This is a genomic window from Candidatus Stygibacter australis (assembly GCA_030765845.1).
In the GTDB taxonomy this organism is placed as follows: domain Bacteria; phylum Cloacimonadota; class Cloacimonadia; order Cloacimonadales; family TCS61; genus Stygibacter; species Stygibacter australis.
In genome coordinates, this window is sequence record JAVCDJ010000010.1 from 1 (window position 1) to 20,554 (window position 20,554).

Consider the following 20,554-nt stretch of genomic DNA (forward strand, 5'->3'; position numbering starts at 1 on the left):
CGAAGATCTCAAGTAAACCGGCAGATGAAGATCATCCTTATGGTCACGGCAGGGCAGAACTGATAGCTTCGATGTTGATAGGTGTGCTTCTGGCTATAGTGAGTGTAGAATTCGTTCACCAGTCAGTAGATAGATATAATAATCAGGAATCCGCAGAATATGGCACAATAGCAATAATCGTGACGCTAATATCAATCATATTAAAGGAATTATTAGCTCGATATTCCATCCATTTCGGGAAAAAGCATCATCTATCCACCCTGATAGCGGATGGACAACATCACAGGAGTGATGCCCTATCATCAGTAGTTGTCATGGCAGGTATTATTGCAGGCAGCAGATTCTGGTGGATGGACTCATTATTAGGAATATTAGTAGCAATAATGATCGGATATACAGCCTACAGGATATTTATCAAGTCCGCTGACAGGCTTTTGGGCAGGAGTGCTGACGAGGAATTGAGAACAGAAGTGATATCAATATGTGACGAAGTGGCAAAAAATAATAACATAGAATTACATCCCCATCATTTTCATGTGCATCAGTATGGAGAGCATAAGGAGCTTACTTTTCACGTGCGGATGCCTAAAGATTGGGAAATAGGTTTTGGGCATAAAATTTTGATCCAGATAGAGAAGATTTTACGTGACAGATTGAGAATAGAAGCTACTATTCATATTGATCCGAATTAAACAGGGATAAGTGAGAGAAAAAGAAGATTATGGGTCGTAGTATAAGAAGTGAAGCAATACTCCAGGAAATAGCTGAGAAGCGGGAGATATTTCAGCTTCAGGCAGAAAAAAGTAAATTGTTTGATTTTGAAGAAATATATGGCAACAGCAATCCGATAGTGCTGGAGATTGGAATTGGCAGGGGAGAGTATATTGTAGGGCAATCGTTATTAGACTGGCGTTATAACTATCTGGGGATTGAGATCAATCCAGAGCGGATAGATTATACCCTGCGCCAGCTGGATACTGAAAGGCATAAGAATGTGAGGATATTGAATTTATATGTAGATTCCAGCATAATAGAATATATTGCTGAAGGATCAATTAGAAAAGTTTGCCTAATTCATCCTGACCCCTGGCCCAAACGCAGGCATCAGCATCGAAGAATAATCCAGCACGGTTTTCTGGATGTGCTATATAAGATCCTTGATGAGAGAGGTATTTTGGAGATTCAAACTGATCATCAGGAATATGCTGAATATATCTTGAAGCATTTCAAGGCAAGAGATGATTTTAAGCCTATCATGGGTGGGAGTACAAAAATACCTCGACATGGACATATAGTAACATATTTTGAGGAAAAGAAAATGCGGGAAGGTAATTACCCGGTTTATATTAGTTATAGAAAAGCAGAATTCAGGGAGTGAAGATGGACTTGAAGAAACTGAGTGAAATCTATAAAAACAAGATCAGCGAAGATGAGAAATATTATTCGGAGTATGCCTGCCGTGATAAATCCGCCAGAAGACTGCATAAGGATCTTCATCAGTCGGTAAGGTCAGAATTTGCCCGGGATCGTGACAGGATACTTTATAGTGGTGCATATCGGAGATATCAGGGCAAAACACAGGTATTTTCATTTACAAACCTGATAGATGAAGAGATGACCAATCGCAGTCTGCATACTACTTATGTATCGCAGATCAGTAGAACAATAGGCAAGTTTCTGGGCTTGAATCTGGAATTGATCGAAGCAATAGCATTGGGTCATGATCTGGGACATACTCCATTTGGACATGACGGAGAGCAGGCATTGAATACCTGCTGTCTGGCGCATGGTTTAGGCTATTTTCATCATAATATCCAGAGTTTGAGGATAGTTGACAGCATCAGCAGGAAGGGAAGGGGATTGAATCTTACCTTTCAGGTGCGAGATGGAATAATCTCTCATGATGGAGAGGTGCATAATACTGTATTAAAACCTGATTTAGATAAGACAGAGGCAGATATTGAGGATTATATCCAGAAGAAGAAAAAGGGTGAAAAAGTGGAATGGATGCCGGCAACTATGGAAGGTTGTGTAGTGCGGATATCTGATACAATTGCCTATATCGGTCAGGATATAGAAGATGCCATAAGATTGAATATTTTAAAAAGAGAAGAATTGCCTCAGGATGTGGTGAGTCACCTGGGTGAACGGAATAGTAAGATCATTGATACATTAGTAAAAAGTGTGATCGTGAATAGTCTGGGGAAGGGTCATATCGCTTTTGATGAGGAAACATCTCAACAGCTTTTAAAGCTGAAAGTGTTTAATTATGCTAAGATATACACTAATATCAAGGTAAAGAAATCCAAGGAAGTAATTAACCGCAGTATGAAACTTCTATTTGAAGAATACCTGGAAGATATCAGGAAGGATAACAGGGAATCCAATATCTTTAAACATTTTATAAATCATAAGACCGAGGGATATTGCGGTCTTTATAATGCTGAAGAGAAGGTGCGTGATTTTTTATCAACCATGACAGATAGATATTTTAATGAGGAAGTAAAGCGGTATTTTTTACCAGCAAGTAAATATAGATATATAGGAGCAAAAGATGGAAATGTTTGATTTGGAAAAAGAGATTGAAATTATCAGTGAAAAAGTAGTTTCCATGAGGAGGTTACTTTGACCGTTCCCGTCTGGAACAGGAGATAAAACAGCTTGAAAGCAAGATGACTGAGCCAACCTTCTGGAATGACCAGATCGAGGCGCAAAAGATAATTCGGGAAGTGAGTCATAAGAAGCTGATAATAGACAATATTATTGCAATTGAGGGAATAAAGGATGAGCTGGAGACTTATCTTTTACTCTTGAATGAAGAGAAAAGTGAGGAATTGCAAAAGGAAGCATCTGAATACCTGCGGGTTAATGGTAAGATAGTAGAAGATGCCGAGGCAAAACTGCTTTTAAATGGCAAAACTGATCATACAAGTGCGATATTATCAATTCACCCTGGAGCAGGGGGTACTGAGTCGCAGGACTGGGCAGAGATGCTGCTGCGCATGTATTCACGCTGGGCAGAAGCCAGTAGCAGGAAATTTGAGATAATAGAATATCAACCTGGGGATGAAGCAGGTATCAAAAGTGTGACAGTGGAAGTGATCGGAGAATATTCATATGGCATGCTCAAAAGCGAGATAGGCATTCACCGCCTTGTAAGGATATCACCTTTTAATGCTCAGGGTAAAAGGCAGACGTCATTTGCATCTGTTTTCGTGTGTCCCTTGATAGACGAAGAAATAGAAGTAGAAATTGATCCCAGTGATCTGAGAATAGATACTTATCGTGCCAGTGGAAAGGGAGGACAGGGAGTAAATACAACTGATTCCGCAGTGCGGATCACTCATATTCCCAGTGGAATAGTTGTATCCTGCCAGAATGAACGGTCACAGATAAATAATAAAGCAGTAGCAATGCAGGTTCTGAAATCCAGAATATATCAGCAGATGGAAGAAGAGAAGCAAAAGGAAAGGCAGGAGATAGAGAATACAAAGACAGATATTGGCTGGGGTAATCAGATAAGAAGTTATGTATTTCATCCTTATCAAATGGTGAAGGATCATAGAACAGATCATGAGACAGGTAATACATCAGCAGTGATGAATGGTGATCTTGATAGCTTTATTAATGCCTGGTTGAAATTTGAAGCAGAGAGGAAAAAATGACCGCAACAGACTATAAATTACTGATCCCTAAGATAGATAAAGAGAGGATGCCGAACCACGTTGCAATTATAATGGATGGTAATGGAAGATGGGCAAAAAAGCATAGTATGAAACGGGTCAATGGTCACAAAGCTGGAGTTAAAGCAGTTCGTGAAATTGTGGAAACTGCTCGTGAAATAGATCTCAAGTACTTGACAGTGTATGCTTTTTCGACCGAGAATTGGGGCAGGAGCAGGATGGAAGTGAATTATTTGCTGAAACTTATTCTTGATTCGCTGATAGGGGAGATAGATGATCTGGTAGCCAATGGAGTGAATATCCGCTTTATAGGTACAGAGCAGCATCTTCCTCCGGGTTACGATATAAAAGTGGAAGAGAATTGCCGTAGATCATGGCATAATAAGGATCTGTACTTTAACGTTGCGATGAATTATGGGGGTAGAAGAGAACTAATTGAAGCTGTTCAGGCAATATCGGCAAAAGTGAGGGATGGTGATATGCAACCTGAAGATATCAATGAACAGATAATATCAGATCATTTGTATACTGCAGGAATGCCGGATCCCGATCTGGTGATCCGAACCAGTGGAGAGATCAGGCTTTCAAATTACTTGATCTGGCAATCTACCTATTCTGAATTCTGGTTTACGGAAACATTGTGGCCAGATTTCAGCAGGTCAGAATTTATTCAGTCAATCCTTGATTTTCAGGAGCGTAAACGCCATTTTGGCAAAAGGGAGAGGTAATGGAATTTTTTAATAGATTACTTGTAAGTCTGATTTTTGTACCGGTGATGCTACTGGTATTTTACTTAGGTGGAGTTTATACCTTTGCATTTCTGGGGATAATACTGGTGATGATGCTAAACGAATTGCGTGAGAACTATGCGAAAAAGGGGTTTGAAATCCCGATTACGATGCAAATCTTCGGGTTACTGGTGTATATTTCTCTTCAATTACCATTTGAATATTTAGTGGGCACTGTATTTATTGGTCTGATAGTAACGAGTGGCAACTATTTATTCAGTAATCGGGCAGATAAATCAACTAAGAAAATTGCTGTAACCTGGTATTCGATATTTTATACCGCAGTTCCATTAGGACTTGTGATGAATATGCGGAATATAGCCAGTGAAAATCTTGATGGAAGATTGATTGTGATTTCATTGCTGGTGGTGATCTGGGTAACTGATACTATGGCTTATATGACGGGGATGTTTTTGGGTAGAACCAAAGGAGTGATCAAGATATCACCTAATAAATCTATTGAAGGTTATATTGGAGGTTTTTCCTTTGCTTTGATCGCCAGCGCTGTATTAGTATTCTTTTATAAAGAGCTTGGTGGGAATTTTATCTGGATGTTAACTCTTTCGGGAGGATTGTTCGGACAATATGGAGATCTCTTTGAATCATTGCTAAAGCGGGATCTGGAAATAAAAGACAGCTCATCTATGTTACAGAATCACGGTGGAATATTAGACAGATTTGACAGTCTCTTATTTGCGGCACCAGCTTTATACATATTACTAAAAGTAATGGGGTATTTTTAATGCGGAAGTATTTATTAATAATAATTATCATAATATTAACTGGATGTACTATTCATCGGCAATATGATTTTAATGAAGTGATCAAGCCACCGGAAGAAGCAAATCATTTCTGGGTAGCAGAGCGTGATTCACTTCAGGAAGTAATTAAATATCAGAAAGACCAGATTGATTCTCTCAGCGCGATTATTTGCTTTCAGGATAGCGTGATCGCTGAACAGGAATTTGCCCTGAATGAAGCTGATCAGATGGTGGCGATCAGGCAGGGATTTATAATTCCTGATACTATATCATTTGCCGGGGTAACTTTTGATTTAAAAAATGAGAGGATAGAAGACAAATTTATCAAGATCTACAATCAAGAACTTAAAGATGCCTATAAATACATCCCTCGCAGCGGGAGATATTTTTCTTATTTTGACAGTGTGCTAACCAGACATGGTGTCCCTGTTGATGCCAAGTATCTGGCGGTGGCTGAAAGTAGATTAAGCTATATGGCAAAATCACCTGTTGGAGCAATGGGTATATGGCAGTTTATGAAAAGAACAGCCACTGGTTATGGCATGAGAGTAGATGAATTTGTAGACCAGCGAAGTGACGTGTTTTTAGCAACAGAAGCGGCGGCAAATTTTTTACTAAATAATCATAAATATTTGAAAAGAAAGGGAGTAGATGACTGGCTGCTGGCTTTTTGTGGTTATAATGCCGGGATAGGCAATGTGGAGAAAGTAATTCGAGAACAGGGAGGGAAGAACTTTTTTGACCTGATCATGGGAGTGGATGAAACTAATAGATATGTCTGGAAAGCAGTAGCACTTAAGCTGATCTTTGAAAATGAGAAAGAGATTTTTAATAAAGAATTCACACGACAGCAGGAGATACTTACTGAAATCAAGAAAGTTCATGTGAAACTGAGTGGTTATTATGAAATTGATGATTGGGCACAGGCACAGGGAACTTTTGTAAGCAGAGTATGGGAACTTAATCCCTGGATAAAAACCTATCAGCGTAGCAGAAAGAAATATTCTGCTGTGCTGGATGTTGTATTACCTCCTGGAGAATATACAATTTGCCTGCCAAAGGATGCTGAGGCGGATGAAGATGAAATTCGAAGGATTGAAAAGCAGTTTTTGAAAGATAATGATGGATATTTCACAGAATATGAGGTGAAAAAGGGTGACAGTTTATATAAAATTGCGTTGAAGTTCAAAACGAGTATCAGCAAGCTGAAGAGCATTAATGGATTGCATTCAGATATCATTTATCCCGGACAGAAATTAAAATTATTTGGTTATTCCAAACCGAAAGAAGCCAAAGAGTATGTTGTCAAAAAGGGTGATTATATTTCAGGGATAGCCTATTCGTTAGGAGTATCGGCCAGTCATCTTCTTAGTGAGAATAATCTTAAGAAGGATGAGAATGGGAATTGCCATATTTTTCCGGGTCAGAAGTTGAAGTACTAATGGAAATAGCCATCGACAGATTGATCGCAGAAGATATTGATCAGGTAATTAAAATCGAAAAAGATGTTTTTAGCAATCCCTGGGAAGAATCAGCATTCTACTCATCACTTGATCATTCTAGCTGTTGGAAATTATCAGATAAATTGAGCAAAAAGATAATAGGCTATCTGATAGGACAACAGGTTTTAGATGAATTTTCTATTTACAATCTGGCAATTTGCCCTGAATATCAAAATCAGGGATTAGGTAGCTGGTTTACCAAAAGAATACTGAATGAAATGCGGGATAATGGCTCCAGAGTGTTTTTTCTGGAAGTTCGCAGAAGCAATAAGGCAGCTTTGCAATTGTATGAAAATCTCGGATTCAAAGAAGTCCATGTTCGAGGGGGATATTACAGCAATCCTGTGGAAGATGCTTTGATAATGATGAAAGATGAGCGTAATTATAAAAAAGGATAATATATGAAAACTTATGATTATCTGGTGATTGGTAGTGGTTTAGCCGGACTAGTATTTGCTTTGGAGGCTTCCAGACAAGGTAAGGTTGCAATTGTTACAAAGAAGAAGATGCATAACTGCAATACAGACTATGCCCAAGGTGGAATTGCTGCTGTGGTGGACAGGCAGGATTCTTTTGAAAATCATGTACGAGATACCTTTATTGCCGGTGGAGAACTTGGTAAGGAAGAGGTAATTGAGCAGATTGTGAAAGAAGCTCCTGACAGATTACAGTATCTTATTGATCTGGGTACAAAATTCACTATGGAAAATGACCGGCTTGATAGACGGTTGGAAAATCTATCATTAACCCGAGAAGGTGGGCATTCTCAAAAACGGGTGGCATATGCAGCAGATTCTACAGGGCACGAGATCATGACGGCATTAATTGCAGCCTGCAAAAATAATGATAATATTGAAATTTATGAAGACCACCTGGCAATTGATCTTATTACGCAGCATCACATATCCCAGGCAAAGCACTTTATACCGCGGATAACCTGCTGGGGCGCATATGTGATGGATACAATTACTGGAGAAATTGAGATATACAGATCACGAAAAACAATGCTGGCAACTGGTGGTGGGGGACAGGTATATTCATATAATACTAATCCTGATATTGCTACTGGAGATGGATATGCCATGGCATATCTTGCCGGTGCCAGAATGGTAAATATGGAATTTGTTCAGTTTCATCCGACTGCATTTTATGATCCTGATAATAATCCGTTTCTTATTTCTGAGGCTGTGCGTGGTGAAGGGGGAATACTTAAACTGCTTAATGGTGAAACCTTTATGGAGAAGTATCATAAACTGGAATGCCTGGCTCCCAGAGATATCGTTTCTCGGGCAATTGATTTTGAATTAAAAAAGAGCGGAGATAAATTTCTATATCTTGATGCCACTCAAATTCCCAAAGATAAACTTCTTACACATTTCCCCTATATTCGTAAAAAGTGTCTGAGTAGAGGTGTTGATATTACATGTGAACCTATTCCTGTAGTTCCAGCAGCCCATTATTTTTGCGGTGGGATCACTACTACAATTGATGGACTAACTGCTGTTAAGAATTTATTTGCTGCAGGTGAAGTATCCTGCACGGGGTTGCATGGTGCTAATCGACTGGCATCAAACTCCTTGCTGGAAGCATTAGTGATTGCCTGGAGAGCATCCCATCATCAAAGTATGAAAGAGGATGAGAGTTTTCCTGAGATACTTCCCTGGCAGGCTTCAAATACCTTTAACGAAAATGAATGGGTGATTATTTCGCATAATCGTCAGATATTAAATACTATCATGCAAGGTTATGTGGGCATCACGCGCTCGCGCAGATTGCTTAAGTATGCTTATTCCCGGGTTTCAAATATCTATGAAGAGATCAATAATTTTTATCAGCATAATTCAGTAAGTAAGGAAGTGATTGAAACCCGTAATATTGCTATTGTGGCATCTTTGATTATTCGTTCAGCCTTGATGCGAAAAGAATCCAGGGGTGCTCATTATGTGAATGATTATCCAGAAAGGGATGATGCCAAATATCTGAAAGATACTATTATATAATTTTAAGCTCTTATAAAAAGGGAAAGCCGGACAGCATTAGCTGTCCGGCTTTTGTTTCCCCCCTCATACTATTTCATAAGAATCATTTTTCTTGTTTCTGAGTGTCCAGTTGTCTGGAATCTCAGGAAATATACTCCACTTGCCTGATGAGTGGCATTCCAGATCAACTTGTAATCTCCAGCAGACTGCTGTTCATTCACAAGTGTTTCTATCTTTTGTCCTCTGATATTATAGATATCCACTTTCACATTTCCAGTTTGAGAAATCTCATAACTGATCGTGGTTTGAGGATTGAAAGGATTAGGATAGATATTAGCCAGTCCGGTAACTAATGGAGCATCATTATGATCAAAATAGATCACAATATCTGATACATCATTACCTGGATCTGTAGTAACCATCTGATTGCTGGAATACACTACTTCATCCTGATACAGTTTGAAGCTTATTTCTTCATTCTCTATACCATTAATAACCAATGAGATTATTCCATTATCGATTACAGAGACTGCCCGGCATTCATCACCAGCAAATGCTCCAATGAATCCATCTGCAGGTAATCCTTCCAGGGATGCATGTCCATAAGCAATGGTACTATTTGTGTATATTACAGGTTCCCAGATCGGGCATACAGGAGCGATTGGCTGCTGAGATGCACGAAGTCCATCAGGATAGATCAAGGTAGCTGCTGAGAACATTTTAATCCAGTAACCAGAGCCTGGAGTCATCGTGGTGAGTGTATTAAATTCAGGTGGAAGGCTTGGATCGTAACTGCCAAATGAATCTTTGATCTTAAGAAGCTGATCAATGATAGTGAACAATGCATCTTCTAGATCCTGAGAAACCTGCGGCAGGTAACCGGTCAAGTTCCAGCCAGCACTCAAGGCAATTTGAGTATCCGCTACATTTACTGGTAATCCTTCTAAAGAAAGAGCGGTATTATTAGTAACTTTTACATAATAAGCTGCACCATCATCTATTTCAGTCAAAGTATTGTAAACCGGTAACAGATCTGGGTCATAACTATAGAATATGTTTTTGACTTTGATAAGTTCTTCGTTTTCAATCAGTTCTCCAAAAATATCAGCAATCAGGTAACTGGAAGGATATATGTTAAGTGAGAGCAAGTTCCAGCCAGTTTGAAGATTGATTAACTGAGTGATGTTTGCACTTTCAGAAGCATTAATAATAATCTGATCTGGTGGATAACCAATTTCCCCACCAGGACTAGTAGTAATCGTCAATGGAACAGAGAGGATAGCATTTTCGCTTGAATCCCAAATTTTGAAATGAGCTATCTCAGCAGTTTCACCCTGCACTATAAGCGTTACAATGGCAGTACTATCTCCAAGAATAACCACATCAGATACAGCACGACATTCTGGTCCCACAAATGTACCTACTCTGTCTCCTTCTTCGGCTGGTAATCCTTCTATCTGAACAATACCATAAACAATGGTGCTGTTTGTGTAGATTACTGGCGTCCAGTTTGGTCCATAACCACTACCAAATGCTAAATTTATAAAGTCCGGAGGAGTACCAATCTCTCCACCAGGATCAGTTGTATAGGTTTCATATAAACTGTAGTACAGGTTTGCAGAATAATCATAAAGACTGAAATCAATCTCTTCGATCTCGACACCATTAACTGTAATTGTGGCATAAGTGGCTTCATCTTCAACTGAATATACAGGATTGACCCATCCACGTATCTCACCATCCACAAAAGCACCTACCATATCAAGCTCACTAACTGGCAAACCATCAATGGTTACACGCGAATATACAATTGTGCTTGAAGGATATACTACAGGTACCCAGTCAGGTCCCATCCATACAAGGACATTCCAGATTGTTTCAGCCATATAATCTGCATCAGTTACTTGCGCCTTAACAATGTAGTTTCCATTACGATCAAAAGTGATAGCGAATTCCGCAGTATTGATTCCAGGAAGTAACAGGTCATTAAGATACCAGGAGATCTCACTATCTTCTTCAATGTCTAGTGTTGATATGCTGAAGGTAACTAAAGATGTATCAGCAATGCTAAATTCAGTCTCTATTGGCAGAAATTCTGTGATCTCAGGTGGATCATTTACTGGATAAACAATTATATTGATAGTATCCATGGCAGTTGCTCTTCCCTGCTGATCATCAATCGTGAATACCAGTTCTTCTTCACCAAACCAGTTTTCATCTGCTGCAAAGATTAAAAAGTCTCCCATTTGTGCAGTATCGACATGTATGCCTCCAGAAACTGTCAGGTTCAATGGGTCCATATCAACATCATAAAGATATTGTGAAAAATTAACTTCAAGGATTTCATCCTCATTAAAACTTAAGCTGTCAGGAAGATTAATAAATTCTGGAGGATCATTAACCGGATGTACTATAACATCCATCACATCAGATGCGATATCGCGACCTACGTTATCAGTTATAGTAATTGTAACTTCTGTGAGACCATTCCAGTTTTCTGCTGCACTGAAATCGATTATCAATCCAGTAAAGCTGTTATACAAATTTTCCTGATCATAGTCCACGTTGACTATATTCAGGGCATCTAAGTCAACATCCGTTGCATAAGAACTTATATCAAAGCTTAATTCCTCATCTTCATTAAAGGAAATAAATATTGGCAGATCAAGATATGGAGCATCATTTACCGGGTTCACAATCACGTTCAGGATATCTGTGGCAATTGCTCTGCCTTGCTGATCATTAACAGTGAATTCTAAGTCTTCTGCTCCATTCCAGTTTTCATCAGCAGTAAAAGTTACCATGTGATCTACGATATCAGCATGGACGTTTACACCCTCTGCAACTGTTAAAAGCAATTCGTCCATATCAACATCATAAAGATATTGTGAAAAATCCAATTCTTCCACAGTGTCTTCATCAAAATTGATGCTGACCGGCAAGTCGATTTCTGGGGTGTCATTCACTGCCAGCACTTCTACTGTCATAACATCTGAAGCTATATAACGATCTGCGGTATCTGTTATGGTAACTGTTACATCAGTGGAACCATTCCAGTTTTCTGCTGAACTGAAATCTATCTCCATGTTACTGAAGCTGTTATATAGATTTACTTCTTCATATTCAACGCTGACAATACTTAACTGGTCATAATCTATATCTTCAGCATAAAGCGAAACATCGAATAAAAGACTTTCATCTTCATTAAATGCCCAATATTCAGGTAAATCAAGAGTTGGCGGATCATTCATTGGATTTACTACAAAACTACAGTTATCAGTAGCAGTAGCTCTTCCCTGCTGATCATCTACTGTAAAGGTCAGGGTTTCCTCACCATTCCAGTTATCGGTTCCAGTTATTGTTGCAACCAGTCCGTCGATAGCAACTTCAAGATTTACCATTCCAGATACATAGAGTAAAAGTTCATCGTTTTCTACGTCACTGGAGTACATCCCTATATCAAAGATCATTTCGCCATCTTCATCGAAATACATTATTGGAGGTACATCCAGAACTGGTGGATCATTCACAGGAATCACATTGATAATAGTTGCATCAACGGCAACTGCTCTGCTTGAATTGTCATCAACTATAAAAGTAACAGGTTCTGAGCCAAACCAGTTTTCGGGAGCACTCATTGTTACTTCATAGCCATTAATTGAGATATCTATCTGATTATTACCAGTAAATATTATTGTATGCGTATTATTATCGGGGTCAATGATGTATTGACTGAAATCTTCTACCAGCACTTCATCTTCATTGAAGCTGAACATTGGAGGCAAATCAAATATTGGTGGATCATTAACGCCAATTACTTCTACTGAACCATCCACTACATTTATAAATACATTATTGTATTTAAAGTTTGCAATATCAAGAGGACTAACCCCTCCCTCCAGAGCTGTGAACTGGAATGAAAGAAGTTCACCTTCTCCAGTGATGGGAGTATTATCTGCATAAGCAATATTGATCAATCCGGGTTCAACATTATAAACTACCAGCATATTAGGTGATAATGCACCTGCTGTAAATCCATCATACTGGATCACAGCTGGATCATAATACAGATTGAACTGATAAGAGATTATATTCATATCAGGCTGTATCATCGTAGTAGAGATTGGCACATCAAATGGCTCGTCTTCATTCAGAGTAAGTTCAGGTGCACTAACCACTATTTCATCAATAGGGTGATCGATCACTGTTACAACAACTTCATCAATTTCAGACCAGGCTTGTCCATCAGACACTTCCAGTCCAAACACGAGATCCGTATCAGCATCTAACCATGGTGCAGTAAAGCTGGGTGTGGGAGAAGCAGGATCATCAAGAATTATGCCATTAGGAGCTAACCAGTTAAATGTAAGGTCATAAGTTGGCTCTGCCGTAACTACAAATACATAAGGATCCATGCCACCGCCAACTACCATATCAGCAGTAAATGGCAATTCACCTTCTACATCATAGATCATATCTGCACTGGCATCATAAAATTTAAATGTCATGACCTCTCCATCGGTTACATTACTATATACCTGAGGCATAAAGGCATAGTAACCAAAGGGAACAGTGTAATCTTGAACACTGTCATCACTCTGTTGAGCGATACCACGACATTCATCACCTACAAATACACCGATCATATCATTAAGATCTTCAGCAGGAATTCCATTGATAGTCACCATACCCCAGATAAATCCGTTATATTCATAATCTGGAGGATTAAGATCCCATTGTGGTACTCTCAAATAGTCGTCTGGATCATATGATGCAGTACCATTCAACATGACTACTTCACCCTCGTCTACTATCTGGTCAGGTCCTGCAACTGCTACTGGAGGATAATTACCCACATCGATAAACACTGATCCATCAACCAGATTATCAAGATAAAGTGCATTATATTTAAATTCATTAAGATCAAGAGTCGTATCTCCTGCAAGTAATGCCGTAAATTCCATTACTATTAAATCCCCTACTCCACTCAAGGACATATAATCTGCAAATGCTACAGTGATATTTCCAGCAACATTTTCAAAAGCCAGAAGGTTACCTGATGTTATTACATTACCAGCTTCATAGCCTACAAATTCTACATATTCCGGATCAAAGCCTACATTGAACTGAAAACTGATCACACCCCAGTTTTCCTGCAGTTCTGTAGTGCTGATACCCACTGTAAAATTAAGTCCCTCACGAGTCTCTGCGTCCTGACATGTGATTACTGCGTCAGCATATGGTTCCACGATAGTTACCATACCATCATAAATATTGGCATCATCAAGATACAGTGAATTATATTCAAAGTTTTCTATATCAAGTACTGATTGGTCAAGTTCCATTGCTGCTGTAAATTCCAGCTCTATCAGAGTTCCTTCTCCACTGATTGGAGCAAAATCTGCAAATGCTACAGATACATTTCCATCAGCATTTTCATATGCCAGCAGATTACCAGAATTGATTATGGAACCATTACTGTATCCTACATAATCAAGAAGCTCAGGATCAAATCCCAGATCAAACTGGAAGCTGATAACATTCCAACCTTCATTTATATCTGAAGTTGATATACCTACGGTGAATGTCTCACCACCGCCGACAGTAAGTTCCGGTGCACTGATCACTGCATTGGAAAAAGGAATGATAATATCAATTGTGCCACCTTCTACATTTGGCAGGTATGTGGCATTATATTTGAAATTCTCTATAGTTATATCAGTGCTGCCTAATTGCTGAGGAATAAAATTAAATCCAGCGATACTTCCCGCTCCGACCAAAGCATTAAAATCAGCAAAAGCGACAGAAACATGTCCTGGAGTAATCTCATAAGCCAGTAGATTGCCACCAGTGGGTACATCACCTAATTGGTATCCGGAAAATTCAAGCATTGCAGGATCATAATATAGATCAAACTGATATGATATTATCTCCCAGTCTGCCATCAGCTCTTCAGTCATAAGATCGCAGGTGAATTCCATATCTAAGCCGGCTTCTTCATTTTCTATATAAACTCCAGTGTAATAATATGGTACATGCACTGTGATTGTTGCTGGTAGTAAATTTTGCACGGCAGTATTATTATAATAAAAATCACTAATGTTAATTTCTGACTGATCTAATACGGTGCCTACGAATGTAAACTGAGTAAGATAGTCAGGATTAGTAATAGCGTCTGCGGTGCTGAATGCTACCTGCAGAACACCTGGCTCAGTATCATTTACAACCAGCATTCCTTCAGGCATTCCTGTTCCATTGCTGGAGCCTGTATAGGTAAGAATTGCCGGATCATAATTAACAATATATTGATATGATATTACACCAAAATCTGCATTAAGAGGTGTTGTGTAAACATTAACAGGAAATTCCTCATCCAATATGACATCCTGATCATCCATAAATATAACTGCGTCAGCAGGATTGGGAACATTGATTATGGTTACTAATACTTCATCAGTGGCGATAAATTCACCATCATCAACAGTTAAAGTCATTACTATATCAGTATTCTCTTCAACTTCTGGAGCAGTAAAAGTTGGATTTATAACGGTTTCATCATCAAGGACAAGGTCACCAGTCCATAAATAGGTGATCTCATCATCAGGATCATAACTTCCGCTGCCATCGAGCATTCCTGGTTCACCTTCCAGAATTTCAAAATCATCTCCTGCATCTGCTATTGGTGGATCATTTACTGGTTCTACTACAAAATTACAATCATCACTTGCTGTTGCTCTTCCCTGCTGATCATCTACAGTAAAGGTTAGGAGTTCCTCACCATTCCAGTTATCGGTTCCAGTTATTGTTGCAACCAGTCCGTCGATAACAACTTCAAGGTTTACCATACCCGTTACATAAAGTAGAAGTGGGTCATTTTCCACGTCACTGGAGTACATCCCAATGTCAAATATCATCTCGCCATCTTCATCGAAATACATTACTGGAGGTACATCCAGAACTGGTGGATCATTTACTGATACTACATTGATTACGGTTGTATCGAATGCAACTGCACCTGCATTATCAGTTACTATAAAGGTAACTGTTTCTGAGCCAAACCAGTCTGCCGGAGCACTCATTGTTACATCATAACCCATTACTGAGATATTTATCATGCTATTACCAGAGAAAATAATAGTATGCTCATCATTATCAGGATCAATGATATACTGACTGAAATCTTCTACCAGCACTTCATCTTCATTGAAGCTGATCATTGGTGGCAGATCAAATACTGGTGGATCATTGACGTCAATTACTTCCACAGAACCATCCACCATATTTACAAATACATTATTGTATTTAAAGTTTGCAATATCAAGAGGGCTAACCCCTCCATCCAGAGTTGTGAACTGGAATGAAAGAAGTTCACCTTCTCCAGTGATGGGATTATTATCTGCATAAGCAACATTGATCATACCCGGTTCAACATTATATACTACCAGCATATTAGGTGATAATGCGCCTGCTGTAAACCCATCATACTGGATCACAACTGGATCATAATACAGATTGAACTGATAAGAGATAACATCCATATCAGGCTGTATCATCGTAGTAGTGATTGGCACATCAAATTGTACGTCTTCATCCAGAGTAAATTCAGGTGCACTAACCACTATTTCATCAATAGGGTGATCAATCACTGTTACAACAACTTCATCAATTTCAGACCAGGCTTGTCCATCAGAAACTTCCAGTCCAAACACGAGATCCGTATCAGCATCTAACCATGGTGCAGTAAAGCTGGGTGTGGGAGAAGCAGGATCATCAAGGATTATACCATCAGGAGCTAACCAGTTAAATGTAAGGTCATAAGTTGGCTCTGCTGTTACTACAAATACATAAGGATCCATGCCACCGCCAACTACCATATCAGCAGTAAATGGCAATTCACCTTCTACATCATAGATCATATCTGCACTGGCATCATAAAATTTAAATGTCATGACCTCTCCATCGGTTACATTACTATATACCTGAGGCATAAAGGCATAGTAACCAAAGGGAACAGTGTAATCTTGAACACTGTCATCACTCTGTTGAGCGATACCACGACATTCATCACCTACAAATACACCGATCATATCATTAAGATCTTCAGCAGGAATTCCATTGATAGTCACCATACCCCAGATAAATCCGTTATATTCATAATCTGGAGGATTAAGATCCCATTGTGGTACTCTCAAATAGTCGTCTGGATCATATGATGCAGTACCATTCAACATGACTACTTCACCCTCGTCTACTATCTGGTCAGGTCCTGCAACTGCTACTGGAGGATAATTACCCACATCGATAAACACAGATCCATCAACCAGATTATCAAGATAAAATGCATTATATTTAAATTCATTAAGATCAAGAGTCGTGTCTCCTGCAAGTAATGCCGTAAATTCCAATACTATTAAATCCCCTACTCCACTCAAGGACATATAATCTGCAAATGCTACAGTAATATTTCCGGCAGCATTTTCAAAAGCCAGAAGGTTACCTGATGTTATCACATTACCAGCTTCATAACCTACATACTCCACATATTCCGGATCAAATCCTAGATTGAACTGAAAACTGATCAAACCCCAGTTTTCCTGCAGTTCTGTAGTGCTGATACCAACAGTAAAATTAAGTCCCTCACGAGTCTCTGCGTCCTGACATGTGATTACTGCGTCAGCATATGGTTCCACGATGGTTACCATACCATCATAAATATTGGCATCATCAAGAAACAGTGAATTATATTTAAAGTTTCCTATATCAAGTACTGATTGGTCAAGTTCCATTGCTGCTGTAAATTCCAGCTCTATCAATGTACCTTCTCCACCAATTGGATCAAAATTAGCAAATGCCACTGCCACGTTTCCGTCTGCATTCTCATAAGCTAACAGATTTCCTGCATTGATTATGGAGCCATAATTGTATCCTACAAAATCCAGAAGATCTGCATCAAATCCCAGGTCAAACTGGAAGCTGATAACACCCCAGGCTGGATTAATGTCTGTGGTTGATATCCCTACGGTGAATGTCTCACCACCGCCGACAGTAAGTTCTGGTGCGCTGATCACTGCATTGGAATAAGGAATAATTATATTAATAGTACCACCTTCTACATTAGGCAGGTAAGCGGCATTATATTTGAAATTCTCTATAATTATATCAGTGCTGCCTAATTGCTGTGGAATAAAATTAAATCCAGCGATACTTCCCGCTCCGATTAAAGCATTAAAATCAGCAAAAGCGACAGAAACATGTCCTGGAGTTATTTCATAAGCCAGTAGATTGCCACCAGTGGGTACATCACCTAATTGATATCCGGAAAATTCAAGCATTGCAGGATCATAATATAGATCAAACTGATATGATATTATCTCCCAGTCTGCCATCAGCTCTTCAGTCATAAGATCGCTGGTGAATTCCATATTTAAGCCGACTTCTTCATTTTCTATATAAACTCCGGTGTAATAATATGGTACATGCACAGTGATCATTGCTGGTAGTACATTTTGCACGGCAGTATTATTATAATAAAAATCACTTATGTTAATTTCTGATTGGTCTAATACTGTGCCTACAAATGTAAACTGAGTAAGATAATCAGGATTAGTAATAGCATCTGCAGTGCTGAATGCAACCTGCAGAACACCTGGTTCTGTATCATTTACAACCAGCATTCCATCCGGCATTCCAGTTCCAATACTGGAACCTGTATATGTAAGAATTGCCGGATCATAATTAACAATATACTGATATGAAATTACACCAAAATCTGCATCAAGAGGTGTTGTGTAAACATTGATAGGAAATTCCTGATCTAGTGTAACATCCTGATCATCCATAGATATAACTGCGTCAGCAGGATTGGGAACATTGATTATGGTTACTAATACTTCATCAGTAGCGATAAATTCACCATCATCAACAGTTAAAGTCATAAATATATAAGTATTCTCTTCAACTTCTGGAGCAGTAAAAGTTGGATTTATAGCGGTTTCATCATCGAGGACAAGATCACCAGTCCATAAATAAGTGATGTCATCATCATTAGGATCATAACTTCCGCTGCCATCAAGCATTCCTGCTTCACCTTCCAGAATTTCAAAATCCACTCCAGCAGATGCTATGGGTGCATTATTAGGATTGGTTATAATTACCTCTCCTTGAACCAGGTTGGTGATATATTCATTATTATAAACAACTTCTGATAAAGTCAGTTCTGTTGTACCATCATCAATGGCATTAAACAGGAATTCTACAAGAGACCCTTCACCATAAACTACATCACTATTTGCATAAGCAACTTGAAGTACTCCAGGCACTGTGTCATTTATTACCAGATCATCTATAAAACGGTTTTGTTCATTCAATCCAGCATATTCCAGCAATTCTGCATCATAAGTAAGAATAAACTGAAAAGCTACTAAGCCATTTTCAGGCATTACAAGTGATGTCTGAACAGCACTCATAAACTGATCACCAATAAATACATCAGCACCAGTGACACTAACGGTTATTTCTTCCCAGGCTGGATAAACGGTTATCAAACCGCTGATATCGTCACTTACCTCATAATTATTCATATAGACATCGGAGATATATTGCTCGTCATATCCATAACCAACAGCTTGGAAAGTGATTATCAAAAGATCATTGATCCCTGAAATCGGGTCAGCTCCTGCATAAGCCACGTTGAGCATACCTGACTCTTCTGCATTTACCACTAATTGTCCATTTAAATCTGGATCCAAAGCGGAATCTACATATTCCACTATCTCAGGATCGTAATAATAGCTGAACTGATAACTGAGTATGCCATCATCTAGTAAGATATCAATGGATTGTACTGTCACGTCAAAAGCACTGAGGCCCTGATGTTCTACATCTTCAATAGTTAATCCAAGTACTGGAAAAGGAACTATTGAGATCATGCCACCAGTGAAATTAGTGATATCAGTATTGTTGTAGCGTGCTTCGGTTAGTGTGATTGCGGTCTCACATGGTTCAACCGGTTCTAAATTGATGGACATTAATTCATTGATCCCAGTAAGTGCAGCAGCACTTGCCCAAACTACATTGATCAGTCCAGGATTAAGATCGTTAACTACCAGCATGCCTGGTAAATCTGCTCCAGTAGTATAACCATTATACACGAACAGGTCTGCATCATAATTCAAATGAAATTGAAATGATATTGCCTGATCTTCTGCTAACAGGTCACTACTATTTACTTGAAAGTCAAACGGGGCAAGCCCCATCTGGTCTATATCGCTCATCACAAATCCCGCACTGGCAAGATCAGCCTGCAATATAGCAACAGTTAGAGCAATAAACAAAATCAAAAAGATTTTCCGTTTCATTATACCTCCATAAGGTTTAGTTTTTTTTCTATATCTTGTAATATTAACCTCACACTTCGCTCCCATTCCCTTCTATTTTTGTATTTACAGCTTTATGTTGTCAATAATTTTTTCTCTATCATCAAAGAAATATTCCTTTTTTCCTACATAATATAGCAATTTCGTTTTGCTCCCTTGCCTGAAATATCTCATTTTATGAATATTATCTCCTTACAAAATTAATAATAAATTTACTTTTACTTTCTCTCTAAACTACTACTAATAATTAAATTAAATATTCATCAATGATATTAGGCATCGAGTAATTTCGAGTAAGTTCCCATACCTACAATCAAAAATAATATAATCCAATTACTGATAAGTCAAAACGAATTTTTCTTTTCTTTTTCTCTTATGAAATAATTTCCCCTGATATTTTTACATAATTAGCATCATTGAGAATTTTCTCACGAAAATGATTGCCAGTTCCTGAATCCAGCATCTC

9 protein-coding genes and 1 pseudogene are annotated in these 20,554 nt (G+C 38.7%); 9 read left to right on the plus strand and 1 reads right to left on the minus strand.

Annotation, left to right across the window (positions count from 1 at the left end; all coding sequences use genetic code 11):
- The 9 genes and pseudogenes from RAO94_00325 to nadB all read left to right on the plus strand — a co-directional run.
- Nucleotides 1-692: cation diffusion facilitator family transporter (locus RAO94_00325; GenBank protein ID MDP8320772.1), on the plus strand; the 692-nt coding region annotated here is incomplete at its 5' end.
- A 29-nt stretch (nt 693-721) separates the two neighbouring features.
- A complete protein-coding gene (gene trmB / locus RAO94_00330) occupies nt 722-1,378 on the plus strand; it encodes a tRNA (guanosine(46)-N7)-methyltransferase TrmB (protein ID MDP8320773.1) in 657 nt (218 codons plus the stop codon).
- Nucleotides 1,379-1,380: 2 nt separating this feature from the next.
- Entirely contained in the window at nt 1,381-2,568 is a 1,188-nt protein-coding gene (locus RAO94_00335; protein ID MDP8320774.1) for an HD domain-containing protein, read from the plus strand.
- 65 nt (nt 2,569-2,633) lie between these two features.
- A pseudogene (prfB, locus tag RAO94_00340) lies at nt 2,634-3,665 on the plus strand (peptide chain release factor 2).
- Nucleotides 3,662-4,411, plus strand: coding sequence for an isoprenyl transferase (locus tag RAO94_00345; GenBank protein ID MDP8320775.1), 750 nt, complete (start codon nt 3,662-3,664; stop codon nt 4,409-4,411). The pseudogene prfB and the gene RAO94_00345 overlap by 4 nt, the downstream one beginning before the upstream one ends.
- Nucleotides 4,411-5,214, plus strand: a complete 804-nt coding sequence (locus RAO94_00350; protein ID MDP8320776.1) for a phosphatidate cytidylyltransferase — start codon at nt 4,411-4,413, stop codon at nt 5,212-5,214. The genes RAO94_00345 and RAO94_00350 overlap by 1 nt, the downstream gene beginning before the upstream one ends.
- Entirely contained in the window at nt 5,214-6,674 is a 1,461-nt protein-coding gene (locus RAO94_00355) for a LysM peptidoglycan-binding domain-containing protein (protein MDP8320777.1), read from the plus strand. Before RAO94_00350 ends, RAO94_00355 begins: the two co-directional genes overlap by 1 nt.
- On the plus strand, nt 6,674-7,132 hold the full coding sequence (rimI, locus tag RAO94_00360; protein MDP8320778.1) for a ribosomal protein S18-alanine N-acetyltransferase: 459 nt from the start codon (nt 6,674-6,676) through the stop codon (nt 7,130-7,132). The genes RAO94_00355 and rimI overlap by 1 nt, the downstream gene beginning before the upstream one ends.
- 3 nt (nt 7,133-7,135) lie before the next feature.
- On the plus strand, nt 7,136-8,734 hold the full coding sequence (gene nadB / locus RAO94_00365; protein ID MDP8320779.1) for an L-aspartate oxidase: 1,599 nt from the start codon (nt 7,136-7,138) through the stop codon (nt 8,732-8,734).
- A gap of 68 nt (nt 8,735-8,802) precedes the next feature.
- Here the strand turns inward: nadB and RAO94_00370 are convergent, their stop codons facing one another.
- Nucleotides 8,803-20,070: a cohesin domain-containing protein gene (locus RAO94_00370; protein ID MDP8320780.1), complete on the minus strand. Its 11,268-nt coding sequence runs from the start codon at nt 20,068-20,070 to the stop codon at nt 8,803-8,805.
- Nucleotides 20,071-20,554: the final 484 nt, after the last annotated feature.

What these genes read in the sequence shown, in the direction of transcription:
- nadB (MDP8320779.1), top strand. Translation starts at nt 7,136, where the DNA reads ATGAAAACTTATGATTATCTGGTGATTGGTAGTGGTTTAGCCGGACTA.
- RAO94_00345 (MDP8320775.1), top strand. Translation starts at nt 3,662, where the DNA reads ATGACCGCAACAGACTATAAATTACTGATCCCTAAGATAGATAAAGAG.
- rimI (MDP8320778.1), top strand. Translation starts at nt 6,674, where the DNA reads ATGGAAATAGCCATCGACAGATTGATCGCAGAAGATATTGATCAGGTA.
- RAO94_00350 (MDP8320776.1), top strand. Translation starts at nt 4,411, where the DNA reads ATGGAATTTTTTAATAGATTACTTGTAAGTCTGATTTTTGTACCGGTG.
- RAO94_00335 (MDP8320774.1), top strand. Translation starts at nt 1,381, where the DNA reads ATGGACTTGAAGAAACTGAGTGAAATCTATAAAAACAAGATCAGCGAA.
- RAO94_00355 (MDP8320777.1), top strand. Translation starts at nt 5,214, where the DNA reads ATGCGGAAGTATTTATTAATAATAATTATCATAATATTAACTGGATGT.
- RAO94_00370 (MDP8320780.1), bottom strand. Translation starts at nt 20,070, where the DNA reads ATGAAACGGAAAATCTTTTTGATTTTGTTTATTGCTCTAACTGTTGCT.
- trmB (MDP8320773.1), top strand. Translation starts at nt 722, where the DNA reads ATGGGTCGTAGTATAAGAAGTGAAGCAATACTCCAGGAAATAGCTGAG.